Source organism: Sphingomonas sp. PL-96 (assembly GCF_020707215.1).
In the GTDB taxonomy this organism is placed as follows: domain Bacteria; phylum Pseudomonadota; class Alphaproteobacteria; order Sphingomonadales; family Sphingomonadaceae; genus Sphingomonas.
Window position 1 is genome coordinate 42495 of the sequence record NZ_JAJFET010000001.1, and the last position, 23182, is coordinate 65676.

At 68.8% G+C, this 23182-nt stretch carries 22 protein-coding genes; 4 read left to right on the top strand and 18 right to left on the bottom strand.

Annotation, left to right across the window (positions count from 1 at the left end):
• Positions 1–23 precede the first annotated feature (23 nt).
• Positions 24–209 (top strand): hypothetical protein, encoded by a 186-nt coding sequence (locus tag LK533_RS00190; protein ID WP_229360544.1) that lies wholly within the window; start codon positions 24–26, stop codon positions 207–209.
• A gap of 4 nt (positions 210–213) precedes the next feature.
• Here LK533_RS00190 and LK533_RS00195 read toward each other — a convergent pair whose 3' ends face one another.
• The 9 genes from LK533_RS00195 to LK533_RS00235 all read right to left on the bottom strand — a co-directional run bounded on the left by LK533_RS00195 (position 214) and on the right by LK533_RS00235 (position 9083).
• Positions 214–450: a helix-turn-helix domain-containing protein gene (locus LK533_RS00195; RefSeq protein WP_229360545.1), complete on the bottom strand. Its 237-nt coding sequence runs from the start codon at positions 448–450 to the stop codon at positions 214–216.
• A gap of 2 nt (positions 451–452) precedes the next feature.
• Positions 453–914, bottom strand: coding sequence for a DUF2975 domain-containing protein (locus LK533_RS00200; RefSeq protein ID WP_229360546.1), 462 nt, complete (start codon positions 912–914; stop codon positions 453–455).
• A gap of 70 nt (positions 915–984) precedes the next feature.
• Entirely contained in the window at positions 985–2208 is a 1224-nt protein-coding gene (locus LK533_RS00205; protein WP_229360547.1) for an aspartyl protease family protein, read from the bottom strand.
• 262 nt (positions 2209–2470) lie between these two features.
• The gene (locus LK533_RS00210) at positions 2471–4012 is read right to left on the bottom strand and encodes a CpaF family protein (RefSeq protein ID WP_229360548.1); all 1542 of its coding nucleotides are present in this window, start codon (positions 4010–4012) and stop codon (positions 2471–2473) included.
• 168 nt (positions 4013–4180) lie between these two features.
• Positions 4181–4432, bottom strand: coding sequence for an ATP synthase F1 subunit epsilon (locus LK533_RS00215; RefSeq protein ID WP_125961575.1), 252 nt, complete (start codon positions 4430–4432; stop codon positions 4181–4183).
• A 54-nt stretch (positions 4433–4486) separates the two neighbouring features.
• Entirely contained in the window at positions 4487–5959 is a 1473-nt protein-coding gene (gene atpD, locus LK533_RS00220; RefSeq protein ID WP_267494912.1) for a F0F1 ATP synthase subunit beta, read from the bottom strand.
• Between the two features lie 23 nt (positions 5960–5982).
• Complete coding sequence (locus tag LK533_RS00225) at positions 5983–6864, bottom strand: F0F1 ATP synthase subunit gamma (protein WP_229360549.1); 882 nt, start codon at positions 6862–6864, stop codon at positions 5983–5985.
• 138 nt (positions 6865–7002) lie between these two features.
• Entirely contained in the window at positions 7003–8532 is a 1530-nt protein-coding gene (gene atpA / locus LK533_RS00230; RefSeq protein WP_229360550.1) for a F0F1 ATP synthase subunit alpha, read from the bottom strand.
• A gap of 2 nt (positions 8533–8534) precedes the next feature.
• The gene (locus LK533_RS00235; RefSeq protein WP_229361719.1) at positions 8535–9083 is read right to left on the bottom strand and encodes a F0F1 ATP synthase subunit delta; all 549 of its coding nucleotides are present in this window, start codon (positions 9081–9083) and stop codon (positions 8535–8537) included.
• Between the two features lie 255 nt (positions 9084–9338).
• On the opposite strand from LK533_RS00235, the gene LK533_RS00240 reads away from it, so the two are divergent.
• The gene (locus LK533_RS00240) at positions 9339–10013 is read left to right on the top strand and encodes a dienelactone hydrolase family protein (protein WP_229360551.1); all 675 of its coding nucleotides are present in this window, start codon (positions 9339–9341) and stop codon (positions 10011–10013) included.
• 154 nt (positions 10014–10167) lie between these two features.
• On the opposite strand, the gene LK533_RS00245 is transcribed toward LK533_RS00240, so the two are convergent.
• From LK533_RS00245 to LK533_RS00265, 5 genes are all read right to left on the bottom strand, one after another.
• A complete protein-coding gene (locus tag LK533_RS00245; protein WP_229360552.1) occupies positions 10168–10665 on the bottom strand; it encodes a GNAT family N-acetyltransferase in 498 nt (165 codons plus the stop codon).
• The gene (locus LK533_RS00250) at positions 10652–12223 is read right to left on the bottom strand and encodes an alpha/beta hydrolase (RefSeq protein WP_229360553.1); all 1572 of its coding nucleotides are present in this window, start codon (positions 12221–12223) and stop codon (positions 10652–10654) included. The genes LK533_RS00245 and LK533_RS00250 overlap by 14 nt, the downstream gene beginning before the upstream one ends.
• A complete protein-coding gene (locus LK533_RS00255) occupies positions 12223–13740 on the bottom strand; it encodes a S1C family serine protease (protein WP_420705793.1) in 1518 nt (505 codons plus the stop codon). Before LK533_RS00255 ends, LK533_RS00250 begins: the two co-directional genes overlap by 1 nt.
• 341 nt (positions 13741–14081) lie before the next feature.
• On the bottom strand, positions 14082–16253 hold the full coding sequence (locus tag LK533_RS00260) for a primosomal protein N' (protein ID WP_229360555.1): 2172 nt from the start codon (positions 16251–16253) through the stop codon (positions 14082–14084).
• A 48-nt stretch (positions 16254–16301) separates the two neighbouring features.
• Positions 16302–17774, bottom strand: coding sequence for a diguanylate cyclase domain-containing protein (locus tag LK533_RS00265; RefSeq protein ID WP_229360556.1), 1473 nt, complete (start codon positions 17772–17774; stop codon positions 16302–16304).
• Positions 17775–17834: 60 nt separating this feature from the next.
• Between LK533_RS00265 and LK533_RS00270 the strand changes: the two genes are divergently transcribed.
• Entirely contained in the window at positions 17835–18746 is a 912-nt protein-coding gene (locus tag LK533_RS00270) for a tyrosine recombinase XerC (protein ID WP_229360557.1), read from the top strand.
• Between the two features lie 175 nt (positions 18747–18921).
• On the opposite strand, the gene LK533_RS00275 is transcribed toward LK533_RS00270, so the two are convergent.
• The 4 genes from LK533_RS00275 to rsmI form a co-directional block, all read right to left on the bottom strand.
• Positions 18922–19527 (bottom strand): DedA family protein, encoded by a 606-nt coding sequence (locus tag LK533_RS00275; protein ID WP_229360558.1) that lies wholly within the window; start codon positions 19525–19527, stop codon positions 18922–18924.
• Between the two features lie 39 nt (positions 19528–19566).
• Positions 19567–20523: a glutathione synthase gene (gshB, locus tag LK533_RS00280; protein WP_229360559.1), complete on the bottom strand. Its 957-nt coding sequence runs from the start codon at positions 20521–20523 to the stop codon at positions 19567–19569.
• Between the two features lie 235 nt (positions 20524–20758).
• Entirely contained in the window at positions 20759–21112 is a 354-nt protein-coding gene (locus LK533_RS00285) for a YraN family protein (RefSeq protein ID WP_229360560.1), read from the bottom strand.
• Positions 21109–21945 (bottom strand): 16S rRNA (cytidine(1402)-2'-O)-methyltransferase, encoded by an 837-nt coding sequence (gene rsmI, locus LK533_RS00290; protein ID WP_229360561.1) that lies wholly within the window; start codon positions 21943–21945, stop codon positions 21109–21111. The genes LK533_RS00285 and rsmI overlap by 4 nt, the downstream gene beginning before the upstream one ends.
• A 12-nt stretch (positions 21946–21957) precedes the next feature.
• Here rsmI and LK533_RS00295 point away from each other — a divergent pair, with 12 nt between their 5' ends.
• Complete coding sequence (locus LK533_RS00295; protein ID WP_229360562.1) at positions 21958–23157, top strand: penicillin-binding protein activator; 1200 nt, start codon at positions 21958–21960, stop codon at positions 23155–23157.
• The last annotated feature ends 25 nt before the right edge of the window (positions 23158–23182 follow it).

The window sequence follows — 23182 nt, forward strand, 5'->3', positions numbered from 1 at the left end:
TGTTGTGCGGCTAAGCCTGCCGGATGCAAGCGGGACTTTGGAGCGGAGCGGCCGCACTGGCGGCAGTGGCGGTGGCCAGCGGCGTCGCCGACGCGCGACGCGCACGGAGGCGCGACCTCGACCGAGTGGGCGTGATGCCCTGGCCCGGCATCCAGATGGCCGCGATCCTGTGCGCCGTGATCTTGGGCGCGCTTGCGCTGACGGGATGAGGGATCAGGCTTCGCTGCTGTCCCGCAGATCGGCTGCGTCGAACCGATAGCCGAGAAGATCGCCAGGACTGCACTCCAGCACCGCGCACATCTTTGCGATGGTGGCGAAGCGGATCCCGCGAACCTTGCCGGACTTGAACAGCGAAAGCTGGGTTTCGCTGATTCCCACTCGGCTCGCGAGTTCCTTTCCCGTCATCGCGCGACGCAGGAGCATGGTGTCGAGGGTGACGAGGACGGGCATGGTCAGATGAACTCGTCCAGTTCCTGCCGCATCGCCGCCGCACGGCCGAACAGCTGCGAGAACAAGGCAAGGGTCGCGCCGACGATGCCCAACGTCACCGGCGAGGGCTCAAAGGTCGCGATATACGCCTCTCCCTGAACCAGTGCAGTCAGGAGCGGAACCCCGAACACCGTGAAGAGGGCGCCACCGAAGAGGGCGGCGCCGGCGCGGAACAGCAATTGCGCGATCACCCCCTCGAACAGCGCACCCTCCGCAACCTTTTTCAGGGCGCTTCGAACCATCCATATCGCCCACATGTAGAGGAACATGGGGAGATAGTAGATCGCGACCGTGTCCGCGAACCGGCCGCCCTGCAGGACGATGTTGCCGAGGAGCGCGCACGTCAGCAGCGCGAGCACGACAAAGGGGATGGTGACGAGCCACATCAGGATGCGGGCGTTCTTGTGGAGCACTGGAATGGACACGGAAGATCCTTTCGCTTGCGGGCATATTTAAGTAAAACTTAAATATGTGCGGAGTCAAGCAGCACGTGCGTCAGTAGAACCGCGCCAGGGTCAGCGTCCGCTGGCTGCCGTCGCACAGCTCCAGCCGCACCGTGCGGCCAGGGGTGTCGGCGGCCCAGCCGAGATCGGCCGCGCCGTTGGCGATCTCGCGGACGGGGGCACCATCGACCTGGCAGATCTGCTCGCCCTTGCGCCAGCCGCTTCGCGCGGCGGGACTGCCGCGCATGACGTGGAGCACACGCAGGCGTCGGGTGTCATAGCTCAGCAGCAGCCCGCTGGTGGAGCGGGGCGGGCCCTCGGCCGCTGCTCCGGCCGGCTCCAGCAGCAGGCGACCGGCAGCCGGATCGAGCAGCACGCGGAAGCGCCGGAGAAACCCGGTGCCGATCCGGCTGGGGATGCCGGTGCGATCGGCAAACGCCTGGCCTTCGATGCGCAGTTCCGACTCGGCGGGCGTCGCCTCCCCCAGCCGCAGCGCGTCGGTGACGGTGAGGCCTGCCTCCACCGGCCCGGCCAGTCCGTAGGAGATGGTCGAGGTCAGGGTGCGACGGGGCAGGCGGGCGCTGCGCCACTGGTCGCGCGTGACGCTGATGCTGGTGCCGTCGCCGGTGTCGATCATCACAGCGCGGAGCGTTTCCCGCCCGAGCCGCGCCTCGGTCACATAGAGGCCATCGGCGTTGCGCGAGAGTGGCGCGCGGGTGCCGGCGAATGGCTCGGCGCCGGTTGGCAGCAAGCGGAAGCGCCGGTGCTCAAAGTCGATGTCGAGCGCATGAGGGCCAAGCAGGTCGGCGCCGATCAGCGCGTCCACCGGCCGACCATCGCCGGCCTGAACCTGGGACAGATCCAGCAGCGCCATTGCCCGCTCGGTGACGTGCAGGCCGCCGAGCGAGAGGCGGGCAACGCGCGTCCAGCCAAGCGCCACCTCGCCGCCCAGCGCCGCGGCGGTGCCGCGCCGTTCGATCTTCAGGCGCGCGTCCCGCGCAAAGCCGGTGCTCACCATCGAATGGCTCACTCCGGTGTCGAGCAGGGCGGTCGCGGGCCGCCCGGCGATCTTCATGGCGAAGCGGATGTGGTTGGCCGGGGTGAGTTCGAAATGCACCCAGCGTTCGGCGCTGTCGTTCGTCAGCGTCTCCGCTGGGGTGCGCTCGAACTGGGTGGCCGGCAGGGCCATCGACGGGGCGGCGGCAACAGCCACCGCGAACAGGGCGAGCGCATAGCGCATCCCGAAACCGTAGAAGCCGCGGACGAGTCGCGCCACCCTGCGTGAGTCTCCCCTTCGGGATCGAGACGAACGTCAGCATCGATTCGCCCGACGAAGTCTTCGCATCCGGCCTCTCGTGCTCCTGCGCGGGCCTGAGCACAGTCTCGAAGAACCGTCGCCGGTGTTCTGCGTGGCGCTGGATCTGTGCCTGCGCAGGGCTACGGCTGTCGGGAGGTGCGCAAAGCGGCACAGCCGCAGACGCAGCGGATGCTGACCTGCGTCGGCATGACGAGGGCAGGAAAGGGCGGGGAACGCCGCCCTACAGGCACGCCTCCAGCATCGCCTGGTCGAAGCCGTACTGCTTGGCCTTGTCGAGCGTATAGGGGCGCAGGCCCATCGAGCGGTACTCGCCGATGATCTTGCCGTCGGCGGACTCGTCCAGATACTCGAACTTGAACAGTTCCTGGGTGACGATCACCGGCCCTTCCATGCCGATCACCTCGGTGATGTTGGTGACGCGGCGCGAGCCGTCGCGCAGGCGCTTCACCTGGACGATCAGGTCGACCGAGTCGGCGATCTGGCGGCTGATCGCTTCCTTCGGCACCTTGATGTCCGACATCATCACCATGTTCTCCATACGCGCCAGGCATTCGCGGGGCGAGTTGGAGTGGAGCGTCGCCATCGAGCCGTCATGGCCCGTGTTCATGGCGGCGAGCAGATCGAAACACTCGGAGCCGCGGATTTCGCCCAGGATGATGCGATCCGGGCGCATACGCAGCGCGTTCTTGACGAGGTCGCGGATGGTGATCTCGCCCTGGCCCTCCAGGTTCGGCGGACGGGTTTCGAGCGGCAGCCAGTGCGGCTGCTGCAGGCGAAGCTCGGCCGCGTCCTCGATCGTCAGCACGCGCTCGCCCGGGTCGATCATCTTCGACAAGGCATTGAGCATCGTCGTCTTGCCCGAGCCGGTGCCGCCCGAGATGACGATGTTGAACCGGCTGGCGCCCGCGATCTTGAGCGCGGTCGCCATCTTCGGGCTCATCGAGCCGAAGCCCGCCATCATGTCGAGCGTGATCGGCTTGGCCGAGAACTTGCGGATCGAGATCGCGGTGCCGCGCAGCGACAGCGGCGGCACGATCACGTTGACGCGGCTGCCGTCCTTCAGGCGGGCGTCGGCGAGCGGCGTGGTCTGGTCGACGCGACGGCCGACCGAGTTGCAGATGCGCTGCGCGATCTGGAACAGATGCTCCTCGTCGCGGAACTGGATGTTGGCGAGCTCCAGCTTGCCCTTGCGCTCGACAAAGGTCTGGTCGGGTCCGTTGACCATGATGTCGCTGATCGCTGCGTCGGCCAGCAGCTCCTCGAGCGGACCCAGGCCCAGCAGCTCGTCGACCAGCACCTTTTCCAGCGCGAACTGCTCGCGCCGGTTCAGGGTCAGCTTCAGTTCGGCCAGCACCTCGCCGATGATCGGGCGGAATTCCTCGGCCAGCTCATCCTTGCTGAGGGTCGCGGCCGCTTCCGGGTCGACGCGCTCCAGCAGGCGCGGGAGCACCTGCTCCTTGATGCGGTGGATCGAGCTTTCGAACCCCTCGACCCGGCTGTTGCCGGCCTCGCCCGACGCGGCCTGACGCTCGGCAAGCCGCTGCATGGCATCGGCATGAACCGCGGGCATGTCGATCGGGGGAGCGGCGAGCGGCGCCGTATCGCTGCGGGGGAGGGGGATGTCGGCGATCGGCGGGAACTGGCCCGAACCGTCGGTGTCGACCGGGCGGGCGATCGTGCTTCCCTGCATCGGGCGAGCGACCCCGAACTGGGGGCGCCCGGCGGGACCGCCGAGATGATTGCGTCGTCCGAATGCACTCACTTGCTACGTCCTCAACGCCCGAAAACTCTGGGCAGCACGGGGGTAACGCACAAGCTTTGACAATTGCCTAACCGCGACACGCGCGCCTGAAACGACACCGGCCCGCCCCGCCGCCGGGAACACCGGGGCAAGGCGGGCCGGTGATGGACCCGACGGGCTCGGCGGCGATCAGCCGGCGCGTTCGGCCAGCACGGTCAGGCCGCGGTCGTTGACCTCGGCAAAGCCGCCGTGAATCGCCAGCGTCTCCGGCTCGCCACCGGCGGTGCGGAAAATCTGGAGCGCACCCTCGCGGATCGTCGACATGAAGGGGGCATGCCCCTCCAGCACGCCGAAGTCGCCTTCGGTGCCGGGCACCACCACCATGTGGACCTCCTCCGAGCGGACGAGCTTTTCGGGGGTGACGAGTTCGAAGTGCAGCATCTTTTCATCCTCTGCCCGTCCCCTGCGAGCAGGGGACGGGTGGGTTGGTCTTCTTTACGCGTCCTGCGCCATCTTCGCGGCCTTGGCGACCACGTCGTCGATGCCGCCGACCATGTAGAAGGCCGCTTCCGGCAGATGGTCGTACTCGCCGTTCACGACCGCCTTGAACGAGCGGATCGTGTCTTCGATCTGCACGAACGCGCCCGGGATGCCGGTGAACACCTCTGCGACGTGGAACGGCTGCGACAGGAAGCGCTGGATCTTGCGGGCGCGGGCGACCGTCAGCTTATCCTCTTCCGACAGCTCGTCCATGCCCAGGATCGCGATGATGTCCTGCAGCGACTTGTACTTCTGCAGGATCGCCTGGACGGCGCGGGCAGTCTCGTAATGCTCCTGGCCGACGACGCGCGGCTCGAGCACGCGGCTGGTCGAGTCCAGCGGATCCACCGCCGGATAGATGCCGAGTTCCGAGATCGCGCGGTTGAGCACGGTCGTCGCGTCCAGGTGGGCGAACGAGGTCGCCGGCGCCGGGTCGGTAAGATCGTCCGCGGGGACGTACACGGCCTGAACCGAGGTGATCGAGCCCTTGTTGGTCGAGGTGATGCGCTCCTGAAGGGCGCCCATGTCGGTCGACAGGGTCGGCTGATAGCCCACCGCCGACGGAATGCGACCCAGCAGTGCCGACACTTCCGCGCCCGCCTGGGTGAAGCGGAAGATGTTGTCGACGAAGAACAGCACGTCCTGGCCTTCCTGGTCGCGGAAATATTCCGCGATGGCCAGGCCCGACAGCGCGACGCGTGCGCGGGCGCCCGGCGGCTCGTTCATCTGGCCATAAACCAAGGCGACCTTCGAACCCTCGGACGTCGGGTTGCCGTCCGCGTCTTTGGCGATGACGCCCGCGTCCAGGAACTCGTGGTAGAGGTCGTTGCCCTCACGGGTACGCTCGCCCACGCCTGCAAACACCGAGGTGCCGCCATGGCCCTTGGCGATGTTGTTGATCAGCTCCTGGATGAGCACCGTCTTGCCGACGCCGGCGCCACCGAACAGGCCGATCTTGCCGCCCTTTGCGTACGGGGCGAGCAGGTCGATGACCTTAATGCCGGTGACCAGGATCGCGCTCTCGGTCGACTGCTCGACGAACGCGGGCGCCTTGGCGTGGATCGGCGCGGTGACTTCGGCATTGACCGGGCCGCGCTCGTCGATCGGCTCGCCGATGACGTTGAGGATGCGGCCAAGCGTCTTGGGGCCGACGGGCACGCGAATCTGCGAGCCGGTGTCGGTCACGGTCTGGCCGCGGGTCAGGCCGTCGGTCGCGTCCATCGCGATCGTGCGGACGGTGTTCTCACCCAGGTGCTGGGCGACTTCGAGCACCAGGCGGTTGCCGTTGTTGTTCGTCTCCAGTGCGGAGAGGATCGCCGGCAGCGCGCCGTCGAAGCTCACGTCGACGACCGCGCCGATCACCTGGCTGATGCGGCCGACGTTGTTGGTGGTCGCCACGGGGGCGAAAGTCTCTGCGGCGGTGGCCATTGTTTCTTCCTTGCCTTCGGAACTTAGAGCGCTTCCGCGCCGGAAATGATCTCGACCAGCTCGGTCGTGATCGCGGCTTGGCGGGCACGGTTGTACTGGATCGACAGGCGCTTGATCAGGTCACCTGCATTGCGCGTGGCGTTGTCCATCGCGGTCATCTTGGAGCCCTGCTCGGACGCGGCATTCTCGCGCATCGCGCGGAACAGCTGCACCGCGACGTTCGAGGGGAGCAGATCGGCGAGAATGTGCTCCTCGTCCGGCTCATACTCGACCACCGCGTCAGCGGCGCCGGCTGCTTCCGTCGCGGCGGGGATCGCCACCGGGATCAGCTGCTGCTCGGTCGGCTCCTGCGTCAGCACCGACTTGAACGTCGCGTAGAACAGGTGCGCGACGTCGAACTCGCCGGCCTCGTAGCGGGCGATCAGGTCGTCGGCATAGCCGCGCGCGTCCGCAAAGCCGAGCTTGCCGAGATCGCCGGGCTCGACCGCGTGGACGAAGCCGTCGCGGAACTGGCGGGCGAGCACCGCGCGACCCTTGCGGCCGATGGTGTAGAACTTGACCGTCTTGCCCTCCGCCTGGAGTTCCAGCGCGCGGCGACGGGCGAGACGGGCGATGTTGCTGTTGAACGCGCCGGCCAGCCCCTTGTCGGAGGTGGCGACGACGAACAGGTGCACCTGGTCGCGGCCGGTGCCGGCGAGCAGCTTGGGGCTGCCCTCACCGATCGCGACGCGCGAGGCGAGGCTCGACACCACCGCCTCGAGCCGCTCGGCATAGGGGCGGCCGGCCTCCGCCGCCTCCTGCGCACGGCGCAGCTTGGCGGCGGCGACCATCTTCATCGCCTTGGTGATCTTCTGGGTCGATTTGACCGAGTTGATCCGGACCTTGAGTGCCTTGAGAGAGGCCATTTAGTTCGTCACTTCCCCAAACCGTCATGCTGAACTTGTTTCAGCATCCATCTCTCCAATCGCATCGCCGCCGCTTGGGGCACGATGGACCCTGAAACAAGTTCAGGGTGACGGGCGTGTTTGTTGTGCCGTCAGCCCTTACGCGAACGTCTTGGCGAAGCTGTCGAGCGCTGCCTTCAGGCCCGACTTCGCCTCGTCGCCCAGATCCTTGGTGTCGCGGATCTTGGCGAGCACGCCCGAGTGGTTGGCGCGCAGGTCCGACAGCATCGCCTGCTCGAAGCGGACGACGTCGCCGACCGGAACCGAGTCGAGATAGCCCTGGGTACCAGCGAAGATCGACGCGACCTGCTCCTCGAACGGCATCGGCGAGAACTGGGCCTGCTTGAGCAGTTCCGTCAGGCGCGCGCCGCGGTTGAGCAGCTTCTGGGTGGAGGCGTCGAGGTCCGAGCCGAACTGCGCGAACGCGGCCATCTCGCGATACTGCGCCAGCTCGAGCTTGATCGAGCCCGCGACCTTCTTCATCGCCTTGGTCTGCGCGGCCGAGCCGACGCGGCTGACCGACAGGCCGACGTTGATCGCCGGGCGGATGCCCGCGAAGAACAGGTCGGTTTCGAGGAAGATCTGGCCGTCGGTGATCGAGATCACGTTGGTCGGGATGTAGGCCGACACGTCGCCCGCCTGCGTCTCGATGATCGGCAGCGCGGTCAGCGAACCGCCGCCCATCGCGTCCGACATCTTGGCCGCGCGCTCGAGCAGGCGGCTGTGCAGGTAGAACACGTCGCCCGGATAGGCTTCGCGGCCCGGCGGACGGCGCAGCAGCAGCGACATCTGGCGGTAGGCGACCGCCTGCTTCGACAGATCGTCGAACACGATCAGCGCGTGCATGCCGTTGTCGCGGAAATACTCGCCCATCGCGGTGCCGGTGTAGGGCGCGAGGAACTGGAGCGGCGCCGGCTCGGAAGCGGTCGCGGCGATGACAATGGAATATTCCATCGCGCCATTCTCTTCGAGCGTCTTGACGAGCTGGGCGACCGTCGAGCGCTTCTGGCCGACCGCGACATAGACGCAGTAGAGCTTCTTCGACTCGTCGGTGCCGGCGTTGGCGGTCTTCTGGTTGATGAAGGCGTCGATGGCGACGGCCGACTTGCCGGTCTGGCGATCGCCGATGATCAGCTCGCGCTGGCCACGGCCGACGGGAACCAGCGCGTCAATGGCCTTGAGGCCCGACTGCATCGGCTCGAACACCGACTGGCGCGGGATGATGCCCGGTGCCTTCACCTCGACGCGGCTGCGCTTCTCGGCGACGATCGGGCCCTTGCCGTCGATCGGGTTGCCCAGACCATCGACCACGCGGCCGAGCAGGCCCTTGCCGACCGGCACGTCCACGATGGTGCCGGTGCGGCGGACGGTGTCGCCTTCCTTGATCTCGGCGTCGGAGCCGAAGATCACGACGCCGACGTTGTCGGCTTCGAGGTTGAGGGCCATGCCCTGGATGCCGTTGGCGAACTCGACCATCTCGCCCGCCTGGACGTTGTCCAGGCCGTAGATGCGCGCGATGCCGTCGCCGACCGACAGCACGGTGCCGGTCTCCGAGACCTGGGCCTCGGTGCCGAACGACGAGATCTGGTCGCGGATGACCTTGGAGATTTCTGCGGCGCGGATATCCATGTTCAGCCTTTCATCGCGTGCGCGAGAGTGTTCAGACGGGTCTTGATCGAGCTGTCGATCATCAGGCTGCCGATCTTCACGACCAGCCCGCCCAGAAGCGAGGGGTCGACCTTCAGGTCGACGGAGACGTCGCGGCCGACGCGGGCACGAAGCTGCTGCTTCAGCGCATCGACCTGATCGTCGGTAAGCGTGTGGGCGGAGGCGACCTCTGCGGTCACCTCGCCACGATGGTTCGCCGCCAGCGCCCGGAACGCGCGGATCACCGCGGGCAGTTCCTTCAGGCGGCGGTTCTGGGCGAGCACGCCCAGGAAGCGCTTGGTGGTGGGATCGACACCGATCGAATCCGCCACCGCCTCGATCGCCTTGGTCGCGGCGTCGCGCGCCACCAGCGGGCTCGTCACCAGCGCGCGGAATTCGGCCGATTCGCCGAGCGCCTGGCGCACGCCGCCCAGGCTCTGTTCGACCGTCGCGATCGACTGGTCGTCGCGCGCCAGTTCGAAGAGCGCGGTCGCATAGCGGCCTGCCAGGCTCGCCTGGATGCCACCGCTTATATTGCCGCCGGAAGTCTCCACGCGATCCCTATCCCAACTTGTCCAAGAAGGCGCTTATGCCATGGGGAACAGGGCAGTGCCGGATAAACGCCCCCCTGAATGGCTGGCGCGCGGTTAGCAAAGGGGGGCTCAGGATGCAAGTCGCGCGCCCGTTTCCACGGCGACAATGCCCAAAGAAACGGCAGCGGTGGACCGATCCGGCCCCGCCTGACAAGAAAAGCCTGTGGGGCGATCCCTAGCCGAAGGAAATGACAGATGAATGGCAGCATGATCCGGATGACGATGGCGGACGGGGCCGAGATCGGGGTCTATCACGCCGTGCCGCAGGGCGAGCGGCGCGGCGGGCTGGTGCTGGTGCAGGAGATCTTCGGCATCACCGACCATATCCGCGACCTGTGCGACGGCTTTGCCGCGGACGGCTATGAGGTGCTGGCACCCGCGCTGTTCGACCGGGAAGCGCCCGGTTTCGAGGCAGCCTATGGCGGGGAGGGGCTGCAGCGCGGCATCGAGCTGTCGCGCGACATCCACCCGATCGAGACTTCGGTCGCCGATGTGCAGGCGTGCGTCGACGCGCTCCGCCCCAAGGGGCCGGTGTTCGCGGTCGGCTATTGCTATGGCGGCTCGGTCGTCTGGCTGGCGGCAGCGCAGGTCGAGGGACTGGCGGCGGTGTCGAGCTACTACGGCCGCCTCGTGCCCGAATCGGGGGAAGTACCCAAGGTGCCGACGATCGCCCACTTCGGCCGCCACGACCACGGCATCCCGATCGAGGGCGTCGAGGCGCTGGCCGCCGCCGAGCCGGCGAACGCGACCGTCTACATCTATGACGCCGGCCACGGCTTCAACTCCGACCGGCGCGACGATTATTCCCCCGAGGCGGCCAAGCTCGCCCGCGACCGCACGCTGGAGCTGTTCCGCGTCAACGGCGGTTGAATCAGACGACTTCAGGTAGAACCTTTCGTGCTGAGTAGGGGCTGAGCTTGTCGAAGCCCCGTATCGAAGCACGGGTGGCGGCCCTTCGATACGCCGTTTCGACTTCGCTCAACGGCTACTCAGGACAAACGGGTACACACAACGTCATCACGCGCTAATCAGCGGCGGACCCGTCCAGTTGCAGCGTCATGCAGCAGCTGAACGGGTCCTCGCGATAGTCGGCGAAGGGCGCGCAGCGGACGAAGCCGTGCCGTTCGTAGAGCCGGCGCGCGGGCGCGAAGCCCTCGGGCGTTCCCGTCTCCAGGCTCACGCGCGTGTAGCCGCGCTCCCGCGCAACGCGAAGAAGGTGGGCGAGCATCGCGGCGCCCACACCGCGGTTGCGGGCGTCGTCGACGGTGCGCATCGACTTGATCTCGCCATGGCTGGCGTCGAGTTCGCGCAGCGCGCCGACGCCGAGCAGCTGCCCGTCCGCGTCGCGCGCGGAGAAGAAGGTCAGGTCCGGGCGCCGCAGCCCCTCCAGCGGGAGGGCGTGGACGGATTCCGGCGGGGACTGCGCGTGCATCCCGGCGAGATGCGCCGCGAGCAGCGCCTGGACGTCCGGGCGGTCCAGTTCGCGCGCGTGGAAGCGGATCTGCCCCTCAGCGCTGGGCACGGCCTGGCCTGGCGACGGCATACATCTCGCGCGCGATCTGCTTGGTGAGCGCGGCGCGGTCGCCGTCCGCCTCATAGAGATTGCCGTGGTCCTTGCCGGGCACGAAGCGGAAGGTGGATTTCGCGCCCAGCCCGTCGAGCACCGCCTTCAGTCGGTGCGCGGGGCCGTCGAGATAGAAGGTGTCGGCGGTGCCCACCGTCAGGTGGATCTTGCCGTCCAGGTCCGGCTTCAGCGTCTGCCAGTCGCGCGCGACGATGTGCGCGACGTCATAATGGTCGCGCCAATAGGCGACGACCTGCTTGTCGATCGCGCCGGTCGCGCGGTCGAACACCGGCAGCGGCCGCCCGTCCGCGCCCTTGGGCGAGAACACCCATTCGAAGCTCGCGAACTGGCCGCCATAGGCGCCGAGCACCTGCTCCAGCCGCCCGAACTGGCGCAGCGTGGCGATGACCTTGCCGTCCTTGCGCACCAGCGGATGGTCCTTGCCATCGGCACCCGCATAGAAATTGACGTCGTCGTAAAGGTTCACGTTGGTGAAGTCGTGGAAGTCGGCCGGGTCCGGCGCGGTCGGCCAGCTGCCGCCGAACGTCTTGGGGTATGCGACCTGCAGCCACAGTGTCGACCAGCCGCCGGAGCTGTGGCCGGTCAGGAAGCGGCCGCTGGGGCGCGCATCCATCCAGTAGCGTTGTTCGAGCGCGGGAATCACCTCTTCGACCAGCGCCTGGCCGACGGGGCCGTTGTTCACCGAGTCGGCGAACTCGTGGGTGCCGGTGGCGATGTGGTGGTCGAGATAGACCCAGATCATCGGCGGGGCGTCGCCCTTGGCCATCATCGCCGTCATGCTCGCAGCGCTCATTCGCGCAGAGCCAAGCGTGCTGCCGAAGCCGCCGTCCGAATAGACGGTGGGGTAGGTCGTCTTGCCCTCGGCATAGCCGGGGGGCAGCGCGACCCAGCCGTTGATGCTGGTCGGCCGGCCCCAGAAGCGGGTGAGGAGGGGGCTGTGCACCTCGACCGGCTCGACCCTGGCGAGCGCCGCCTCCAGCGGCTTGCGGCGTTCGGCCGGCAGCCGCGCGAGCGCTGCGGTGTCGTCGGCTGCGGGCTCAACATGGTCGAGCAGCAGCGTCGGCACCGGGCCGGGCAGCGTCACCGTCACCACCCGGGACAAGAGGTCGCCGGCGTCGCGGCCGCCGTAGTTGTAGCTATGGTCGCGATCGAGCAGCGCCTGCACGCGATAAGTGCCCGGCGGCAGGCTGGCGAAGGCGGCAGGATAGGCGTCGGTGCTGGTATCCACCAGCGCCGGGGTGCCGGGGCGAAGATCGCTCACCTCGCGCGCCGCGACATAGGTGGCGTTGGGAGAGAAGGGGGAGACGTCGATCGCCTCCTCGGGCTTGGCGCCCGGCTCCGCCGCCGTGGCGAACACCAGCAGCCGGCCGGCGTTGGTGGTGCCGAGCGAGGGTGCGGCGGCGACGGGGATCGCGAGCGGCGGCGCGTCCTGTGCGGACAGCGCGGTGCCGGACAGCAGCAGGGCGGCGGTGGCGGTCAGCGTCAGGCGCAGCATCAGTTCGTCCCTCGGGCAACATGGCAGCTATAGACCAGCCGTTCGTTCGGCAGCGGCGGCAGCGACGTGCGGATCGCCGCCTGTTGCGTGGCAAGGTTGGCGCGTCCCGCGCTTTCGCCGGCACATTGCTTCAGGTCGACGCCCTCGCGCAGCCGCCGCGCCTCCGCCATGCGCTCGGCGCTCAGCAGGTAGCGCGTGTTGATGTAGGTGCCGGTCGCCGGCTCATAGCGCAGCACCGACACGGTCTGCTCCTCGTCCGGCACCAGGATGCGTTCCCAGCCCTGGTTCGGCGCCTCGGCATATTGGGTGCGGCCGTTCATGCAGCCGTTCGCCTGCCAGTCCATCGCGACCTCGGGCGTGGCGGAAACGGTCACCCGGCTGCGCTCGGGCACCAGCGTGCACAGCAGCTTGCCGGTGAGGCCGTTGGCGGCACTGGTGGTCCTGGGCGGTTCCGGCACCGAATCCGGGTCGAACGAGGGGCGCGCCACGAACAGTCCGATCGCGCCCAGCAGCAGCACGCCGCCGCCGGCACCGGCCCAGATCGCCTCGCGCCGCTTGCCGCGCGTCGCCATCATCCCGGCGCCCCCGGCTGCCAGGCCGGCCAGCACCAGCAGCACCGCCGCGCCCGCCATGAAGTTCTCGCGCGCTGCTTCGTTGCGTTCGCGCGCACTCTCGATCGCGGTCGCGCGGGCGGCGGCGGCGCGTTCGGACGCGACTCGCGCACGGGCGGCATCCTGCTGCGCGGCATCCGCTGCGGCGGCGCGGTCCTGCGCCAGCAGCGCCTCCATGCTGATGCAATTGTTGCCGACGATCGTCGCTTGCTGCCCGGCTTCGCGCAGGAAGCCCGACAATTCGCTGCCGGCGATCGCGAAGCCGAAGCTCGCATCGCCATCGTCCCCGCGGGTGAGTGCGGAATTGACGCCCAGCACGCGGCCGCAGCGGTCGAGCAGCGGTCCGCCCGAATTGCCGCGCGCGATGCTGGCGGTGTGGAGCAGCACGCCAGTGGTGCCGAGCCGGCGCAGGCCCGAGAACACGCCCTCCGAGCGTACCGGCGACTGCGGCAGGATATAGTCGGAGGCAGATTGCGCAGTCGCCAGGTCGACGTTGCCAGGATAGCCGAGCGCGACCGTCGCCTCGCCCTCGCCGACCGGGCCATTGTACAGCGCGAGCGCGGGCAGTTTCAGCCCCTCGACCTCGATCAGCGCCAGGTCGCGTTCCGGATCGAGCGCGATCAGCCGGCCCTGGTAGGACTTGTCGCCTTCCGATGGCACGACGCCGATCACGACATTGCCTTCGTATCGCCCGGCAAGTTCGACCACATGCGCGTTTGTGACGATGCGGTTGGGTCCGACCGCAAAGCCGCTGCCATGGCCGAAGCCGACGACTTCATCGTCGACCACGGCGATGGTGACGACCCGCACGACGCCGCGGCCGGCGGCGGAAATATCATCGGCCTGCGCGGGGACTGCCCACGCGACCAGAAACCCCAGCATCAACAGCAGTCGCGCCACGCCCATGCCCCCAGAAAACGTGGCGCCTGTTTCGATCAAAGTGCTGCGGGGTTCAAGCGGGGTGGTGCTTAGCCGGCCCGATCGTCATCCTGACGGAAGCCAGGATCCACTGCCGCAACGTCTTGCGGGGACGCGACTGGGTGCCTGTGTAAGCGCACCTTGGTGGAACCCTTGTCGTGCTCCTGCGGAGGCAGGAGCCCAGGGCGTCATACGCTGCAAGCCGTTGTTCTGCTTGGCCCTGGATCCCTGCCTGCGCAGGGATACGAGGGTTTTGGGAGCGCGTCGGCCTCCTCGCGCGGAGCGGCAATGGGTCCCGACTTCCGTCAGGATGACGCTGGGAGCGGCCGCTACAGGAAGTTGTACGGGTCCACATCCACCGCGACGCGTACCTTGGCCGACCATTCGACCTGGCCCAGCCAGTCACGGATCACGTCCTGCACGTCCAGCTGCCGGCGGGCGTGGACCAGCAAGCGGAAGCGGTGCCGTCCGCGCAGCATCGCGAGTGGGGCGGGGGCGGGGCCGAAGACGTGCATGCCCTCCACCTCGGGCGCGGCGCGGCCGATACGGCGGGCCGCGTCATTGGCGGCGTCCTTGTCCTCGGACGAGACGATGATCGCGGCATAGCGGCCGTACGGCGGGACATCGGCCTCCTGCCGGGCCTCGGTCTCGGCGGCGTAGAAGCTCTCGGCATCGCCCGACACCAGCGCGCGCATCACCGCGGCATCGGGTGCGGTGGTCTGGATATAGACATGCCCCGGCTTGTCGCCGCGCCCGGCGCGCCCGGCGACCTGCATGATCTGCTGGAACGTGCGTTCGGCCGCGCGCAGATCGCCGCCGGCCAGCCCCAGGTCGGCGTCGATCACGCCGACCAGCGTCAGGTTGGGGAAGTGATAGCCCTTGGTCACCAGCTGGGTCCCGACCACCAGGTCGATCTCGCCCGCCTCCATCCGGTTGACGAACTCGGCGGCCTTGGCTGGGGACCAGAGCGTGTCGGAGGTGACGATCGCGATGCGCGCATTGGGGAACAGCGCCGCCGCCTCATCCGCGATTCGCTCCACGCCGGGGCCGCAGGCGACCAGCGCGTCCTCGGCATCGCACTCCGGGCACTTGCGCGGCGTCGGGATCATGTGGCCGCAATGGTGGCAGGACAGCCGGTGGATCAGCCGATGCTCGACCATCCAGGCGGTGCAATTGGGGCACTGGAAGCGATGTCCGCACGACCGGCACAGGGTGAGCGGTGCATAGCCGCGGCGGTTGAGGAACAGCAACGCCTGTTCGCCGCGCTCCAGCACCTGGTCGATCGCGTTGACCAGCTTGGGCGCGATCCAGCGACCCCGGATCGGCGGCTCGGCGATCAGGTCGATTGGCTCGATCGCCGGCAGCTCCGCCTTGCCATAGCGGCCGGGCAGCTTGAGTTCGGTGTAGCGGCCGAGTGCCACCTGGTGGCGCGTCTCGATCGCCGGGGTGGCGGAGGCGAGCACCACCGGGCAGCGTTCGAACAGCCCGCGCATCACCGCCACGTCGCGCGCGTGATAGTGGACGCCCTCCTCCTGCTTGAAGCTGGTCTCGTGCGCCTCGTCGACGACGATCAGGCCGAGGTTGGCATAGGGCAGGAACAGCGCCGAGCGTGCGCCCACCGTCACCAGCGCCTGACCGGTGGCGATCGCGCGCCAGGCGCGGCGGCGCTGGGTGGAGCGCAGGTCCGAATGCCACGCCACCGGCTCGCAGCCGAAGCGGGCGTGGAAGCGCTTGAGGAAGGGTTCGGTAAGGGCGATTTCGGGGAGCAGCACCAGGCTCTGCTGTCCACGCGAAATGGCGGCGGCGATCGCCTCGAAATAGACCTCGGTCTTGCCCGATCCGGTGACTCCGTCGAGCAGAAAGGGTTGGAACGGCTGGGTGTTCACCGCGTCGCACAGCACGCCGGCGACATCGGCCTGCTGTTCGGACAGCACCGGCACGCCATGGGCAGGGTCGGGGATCGGATAGGGGACGTCGATGTCGACGCTCACCGCCTCGATCGCACCCAGCTTCACCAGCCCGCGCACCACCGCCTCCGACACATCGGCCATGGTGGCGAGCTCGCGCACCAGCCCCTGGCGGTCGCCGATCCGCTCCAGCGCCTGCTCGCGCTGCGGCGTCAGCCGGTCCGGCACCTGGCCGGTGGCGCGATATTCGGTGGCGAGCTTCGCCCCCTCCAGCGCCGAGGTGGAGGACAAGGCCATGCGCAGCACCGAGGCGGGTGCGGCGAGATAATAATCGGCGGTCCACTCGATCAGCCGGCGCAAGGGGGCCGGGATCGGCGGCGCGTCCACGACACCCAGCAGCGGCCGCAGGCGATTGTCGCCCACTTCCTCGCCCGGCAGCCGCTCCGGCTCCCACACCACGCCCAGCAGCTGGCGGGGGCCGAGCGGCGCGACCACGATCGAGCCGGGCTCGACCGTCATGCCGTGCGGCACGCGGTAGTCGAGGGGCCCCAGGGCGGCGTTGAGGACAAGGACACGGACGCGCGAGGAAGTCATGCGCGCCCTAGATAGGGACGCGACCGCGGGTTGGGAATCGCCGACCTGTCAGTCGGCAGCCTGGTCGGTGCTCCTGCGGCCGAAGCTGCGATAGCCCCGTGCCGATCCGCGCCGCTCGCGCTTGGCCTCATACAGGGCCTTGTCCGCGCAATGGACGAAGTCGCGCGCCGATCCGTGAACCTCCGAATAGCAGGCATAGCCGATCGTGGCGGAGGTCGGGACCAGCCCGGTGGCAGTGCGGACCGGCTGGCGCAGGCGTTCGAGCAAGCGCTCGGCGGTCCGGGCCAGGTCGCCGAGCAACTCGGGCGCGGTCACGATCAGCGCGAACTCGTCGCCACCCAGCCGTGCCGCCAGGCTGCCACGCAGGGCCGGGTCGGTCAGCCGCTCCCCGGCTGCGCGCAGCACATCGTCCCCGGCGAGATGTCCGTGCGTGTCGTTGGTGCCCTTGAACTCGTCGAGGTCCACCAGCATCAGCGCGAGCGGCGCTCCCGTCATGCGGCTGTTCGTGATCGCATCGGCCAGCAGGCGGTTGAACGCATTGCGGTTGGCGATCCCCGTCACCGCGTCGGTATCGGCCGAACGGCGCAGCTTTTCCTCCAGCTGCCAGGTCTCGGTCACGTCCTGCATCACGCCGGAGATACCGGTCGCGCGTCCGTCCTCGAACTCGGCCTGCCCGACCGCGCGAACCCGGCGCTGCTGCCCAGTCGCGGACACGAAATTCGCCTCCAGCGTATAGGGCTCGCCGGTCTCGATCGAATGCGCGACCAGGCTGGACAAGGCGTCGCGATCAAAGTCCGTATAATGGGCAAGCGCCTGGTCGACCGTCAGGCTGCGTTCCGGTGGCAGATCGTAGATGCGGTACATGCCCTCGGACCAGACCGTCTCCTCGGTTTCCAGCGAGAACCACCAGGACCCGATCCGCGCCAGCCGCTCCGCCTGGCGAAACGTCAGGTCCTGCCGGCGCAGCATCAGGCTCTGTTCGGCCGCAGTGCGCGCGACCGCCACGGCGCGCGCGGTTGCGACCTCCGCCTCGATCACCTTTTCCAGCACGTCGCCAAGCTCGCGCAGCGCATCGAGCACGCCGGGCGGGAGCGATCGAGGCGTCACGTCCATCACGCACAGCGTGCCGACGGGCTCGCTCACATGCCGCGCGCGATCGGTGACGTGCAGCGGGACGCCCGCATAGAAGCGCACCGGATCGGTCGCCGTCACGACCGCCAGCCCGCGAAAGCGCGGATCGGTGGCCGCATCGTCCACGACCAGCGGGGCATCGTCCCGGACGGTCACGTCGCAGAAGGCTTCTGCGCGCGGCAGCGGCGCCTTCGGCATGCCAAAGCCTGCCTTGACCCAGAAGCGGTCGCCCTCGATCAGGTTTACGGCGGCGATGGGGGCAGCGACCAGCTGGCGGGCAACCTTGGCCACCATGTCGAAGGCCGCGTCGGGCGCGGCGGCAAGCAGCGTCTGGACCTCTGCGGGCGTGATCGCGATTTCGCGCGCAGCATTGTACAATCGCTCCGGCATTCGGCAGGGCTACACCCCACGAAGTTGATTTTCGGTAACTTTTCAGGAGGGGCGGGGCGCGTGGATGCAGGGGAGGGAACCGGCGCGGAGCCGCTGCCGCTGGGATACGGCCGCCATCTCGCCCGCGATCGCAGGCGGTCGGCGCATACGGTGCGTGCCTATCAGGCGACGGCCGAACGGCTCATGGCGTTCTTGCGCGGCCATTTCGGCGGCCCGGTCGGGGAGGCGGAGCTGAAGGCGCTTTCCGCGTCCGACCTGCGCGCCTTTCTCGCCCAGCGCCGGGCCGAGGGACTGGGCAATGCCTCGGCCGCGCGCGAGCTGTCGGCGGTGCGCAGCTTCCTCGGCTGGGTCGGCGGCGAGGGCGCGTCGCTGCCGCGGGTGAAGGGCCCGCGCGTGAAGAAGGGGGTGCCGCGCCCGATCTCCCCTGACGAGGTGATCGCGCTCGCGGAAGATGTCTCGGAGGAGGCGGCCGAGCCCTGGCTCGCCGCGCGCGACTGGGCGGTGCTGCTGCTGCTCTATGGCGCGGGGCTGCGCATCGGCGAGGCGCTGGGGCTGACCGGCGCGGTGCTGCCGCTGGGCGAGGTGATCGCGGTCACCGGCAAGCGCGCCAAGACGCGGATGGTGCCGCTGCTGCCGCCGGTGCGCGACGCGATCGACGCCTATGTGCGGCTCAATCCCTGGGGCACGGCGCGCGATGCCGAGCTGTTCCGCGGTGCCAAGGGCGGGCCGCTCGATGCCGGCGTCGTGCGCCGTTCGGTGCGGGCGGCGCGGGTGCGGCTGGGGCTAGGCGACCGCACGACGCCGCATGCGCTGCGGCACAGTTTCGCGACTCACCTGCTCGGCCGCGGCGCCGACCTGCGCGCGCTGCAGGAACTGCTGGGGCATGCGAGCCTCAGCTCGACCCAGGTCTATACCGCGGTCGATGCCGCGCACCTGCTCGACGTCTATCGCAACGCCCACCCCCGGGCGTGATCGCACGGGGATGCCGAGTCATCGGTTCGTCCTGAGGTGCCGTTGAGCTAAGTCGAAATGGCGTATCGAAGGACGGCCACCGGTGCTTCGATACGGGGCTCCGACAGGCTCAGCCCCTACTCAACACAAACGGCAATGTTGGTGCGGCCGCGCTTCCCCGCGCAACCACGACTGCTCACCGCTCCGCGCGCGGCTTCCAGGTGAGGACGCGATAGAAATACCCCAGCGCGATCGCGACCGCGAGGCCGATCGTCACCGGCCCGACATAGCGCTCCAGCTCGCGGAAGTTGGACCCGAAATAAAGTCCCGCCCAGGCGAGCACCGCGTTCCAGATCGCGCTGCCGGCAAAGGTCGCGAGTAAAAAACGCCAGTGCGGCATGCACGCCATGCCGGCCGGCAGCGACACCATGGTGCGGAACGTCGGCATGAAGCGGAACACGAACACCACCCAGCCGCCGCGCGAATGGAAGAAGCGCTCGAGCTTTTCCACATCCTCCCACTCCAGCGTCAGCCAGCGGCCCCAGCGATCCACGAACGGCTTCAGCCCGTGGTAGCCGAGCCGCCGGCCGAGCGCGTACCAGAAGTAATTGCCCGCAACCGATCCCACCGTGCCCCACAGCACCAGCGGCACCATCGACATGGTGCCGCGTGCGACCGCCATGCCGCCCAGCCCCATGATGACCTCGGACGGGACCGGCGGCACCACATTCTCGAGCGCCATCAGCAGGGCGATGCCGAAATAGCCGCCCCAGGCGATCGCATCGAGGATGAAGTCGGTCATGGCGCGCCCAACGCGCGAGCGGGCACTTCGGCTACCGGCTCAGCCGCGCTCGCGTACGCGCCGCTCGATCGCGTCCCAGATCATGCCGCCAGTGTCGGTGCCGTTGAACCGGTCGATCGCGACGATGCCGGTCGGGGAGGTGACGTTGATCTCGGTTAGCCACTTGCCGCCGATCACGTCGATGCCGACGAACAGCAGCCCGCGGCGCTTGAGCTCCGGGCCGAGCTCCGCGCAGATCTCGCGCTCGCGCTCCGTCAGTTCGGTCTTTGCCGCCGAACCGCCGACCGCCAGGTTGGAGCGGATCTCGCCTTCGCCGGGCATGCGGTTGATGGCGCCCGCCACTTCGCCGTCGACCAGCACGATGCGCTTGTCGCCCTGCGCAATCTCCGGAAGGAAGGCCTGCACCATGTGCGGCTCGCGATAGGCGGTGTTGAACACCTCGATCAGCGAGGAGAGGTTCTGCCCGTCGGCGTCGATCTTGAAGATCGCCTTGCCGCCGTTGCCGTGCAGCGGCTTCACCACGATCGAGCGATGCTCGGCCAAAAAGATCCGCGCTTCCTCGACCGATCGCGTGATCAGCGTCGGCGGCATGAAATGCGCATAATCGAGCACGAACAGCTTTTCGGGCGCGTTGCGGACTTGTGCCGGGTCGTTCACCACCAGCGTGCGGTCGGCGATCCGCTCCAGCAGGTGGGTCGCGGTGATATAGCCCAGGTCGAACGGCGGATCCTGGCGCATCAGCACCACGTCCGCCTCGTCGCCCAGGTCGAGCTTGACCGGATCGCCGAAGCTGAAGTGGTTGCCCTCGACCCGCTGCACCGTCACCGGATGCGCGCGCGTCCAGACGCGCCCGGCCTCGTAGTTCAGATCCTCGGCGGCATAATGGAACAGCCGGTGCCCCCGTTCCTGCGCCGCCAGCATCAGCGCGAAGCTGGAGTCCCCTGCGATGTTGATCGATTCGAGCGGATCCATCTGGACGGCGACGGTCAGCGGCATGCAGGCACTCCTTGTTGCCGGCGGGAGGTAGGGGGCGCGACGGGGAATGTCACGGGTTGGCAGGGATCTTCGGCGTAGCCCTCGTTCCTACCCCCGTTCGTCTCGAGTAGGGATCGAGCTTGTCGAGAGCCCGTATCGAGAGAGCCACGAGCGCCGACCTCTCGATACGCCGTCTCGACAAGCTCGACGGCTACTCGAGGCAGACGGGGTGTTGTGGATGAGCAGAGGCAGACGCTCACCCGATCCAAGCATTCTCGATATGCCGCACGGGCACTCCGCGCGCGACCAGCACGACATCGATGCGGATGTCGTCGCCCGGCCCCGCATAGCGCGCCACCAGCATTTCCGCCGCCGCTGCCACCCGCCGCAGCCGCCGCTCGTCGATCGCGAGGTCCAGCGCCGCGGCACTCCCGCGCGCCTTGACCTCCACGAACGCGACCACCGACCCGCGCCGCGCCACCAGGTCGACCTCTCCCGCGCGCGTCCGCACGCGCCGGTCGAGGATGCGCCAGCCCTTGAGCCGCAGATACCAGGCCGCCCAGCGTTCGCCTGCGCGGCCCTGCGCCTCGGCCGCGCGGCGGTCCCTCACTGGCCCTTCAGCTCCATCGCCCGCGCGTAGAGCTCCTTGCGGTCGAGCCCGAGCTTCTTGGCGACCTCGCCCGCCGCCTTGGAGACGGGCAGGCGGGTGAGCGCCTCGGCAAGCGCCGCATCCGCGGTCTCGGCATCGGCAGGCGGCGCCTCGCCAGGCGGGGCCACGACGATCACGATCTCGCCCCGGGGCGGCGCCTCGGCATAGCGGTCCGCCAGCTGGGACAGCGTGCCCGTCACGCACTCCTCGAACTTCTTGGTGATCTCGCGCGCCACCGCCGCCTCTCGGTCGCCGAGCCCTTCGGCCAGCGCGGCGAGTGTGGCGGCCAGCCGCGGCCCGCTTTCATAGAGCACCAGCGTTGCGCGCACGGCGGCGATCTCGGCGATCGCCTCGGCGCGCGCGTGCTGCTTGGGCGGCAGGAAGCCCAGGTAGAAGAAGCGGTCGGTTGGCAGCCCCGCCAGCGTCAGCGCCCCGATCGCCGCGCACGGCCCCGGCACCGTCACCACCAGATGGCCGGCCGCGCGCGCGTCGCGCACCAGCTTGTAGCCGGGGTCGGAAATCAGCGGCGTCCCCGCGTCGGACACCAGCGCGACCGCCTCCTGACCCATGCGCGCGACAAGGCCGGGGCGAACCCCTTCGGCATTATGGTCGTGATAGGGGATCATCGGCCGCTTGGTGCCGATGTGGCGGAGCAGGCCTGCGGTCACGCGGCTGTCCTCCACCGCGATCACGTCTGCGGACGAAAGCACCGCCGCGGCGCGAGGGGACAGGTCGCCGAGATTGCCGATCGGGGTCGCGACGATGTAGAGGCCGGGGGAGAGTGGTGCGTTCATCAGGGGAATGTCATGGCAGACGCGGCAACCGGACCGCAATGGACGCGTGGGCTTATCCGCACGGCAGCCTTCGCAGGCGCGCTGCTGCTGGCGGGGTGTCAGACGCTGGTGCCCAAGGGCGTTCCCGACCGCGCACCGCCCCCGCCCAGGGAGCAGCCGACCCAGAGCACGGGTCCGGAAACGATCGAAGCGGGCATTCCCGAGGACCAGCAGCGCCACCGCGTCGCGCTGCTGGTGCCGCTCACCGGCCCCAATGCCGGCGTCGGCCAGAGCATCGCCAATGCGACTCAGCTGGCACTGCTCGATTCGCGAAGCGAGCAGGTGCGCATCACCACCTATGACACGGCAGCAGGCGCGGCGGCGGCCGCCCAGCGCGCGCTGGCAGAGGGCAACCGCCTGATCCTGGGGCCGCTGTTGTCCGAGGACGTGCGCGCGGTCGCCCCCATCGCCAAGCGGGCGGGGGTGCCGGTGCTGAGCTATTCCAACGACGCAAGCGTGGCCGGCAACGGCGCCTATGTGATGGGCTATTCGCCGGCGCAGTCGATCAGCCGCGTGGTCGACTATGCCAAGCAGACCGGCATCACCAGCTTTGCCGGGCTGGTGCCGACCGGCGTCTATGGCCAGCGCGCCTCCACCGCCTTCCTGCGCGCGGTCGAGAGTGCGGGCGGCCAGGTCGTATCGCTCCAGACCTACAACCGCGGCAATGGCGGGATCGCAGCGGCCGTCACCCGCCTGCCCAAGAACTCGCCCTACCAGGCGGTGCTGATCGCCGACAGCGCAGGCACGGCCGCGACCGCGGTGCCGGTGCTGCGCCGGGATGCGGCGACCGCGCGCGTGCTCGGCACGGAGCTGTGGAACACCGATGCTGCCGCGCGCGGCAATGCGGCGCTGAACGGCGCCTGGTTCGCCAGCGTGTCGGACGGGCTCTACCGCCAGTACGCCGGCAAGTACCGCACCCGCTTCGGCAACGCGCCCTATCGCCTGTCGAGCCTGGGCTATGACTCGGTGCTGCTCACCATCCGCATCGCGCGTGACTGGAAGGTGGGCGACCGCTTCCCGGAAGCCAAGCTGACCGACACGGGTGGGTTCGCCGGCCTGGACGGCGCCTTCCGCTTCAGCCGCGACGGCGTCGCCGAACGCGCGCTGGAAGTGCAGGAGGTGCGCGGCGGTACGACGGCCACGGTCTCACCGGCGCCGCGCAGTTTCGAATAGCCCTGGAAAACCTTTGTACCCCCGG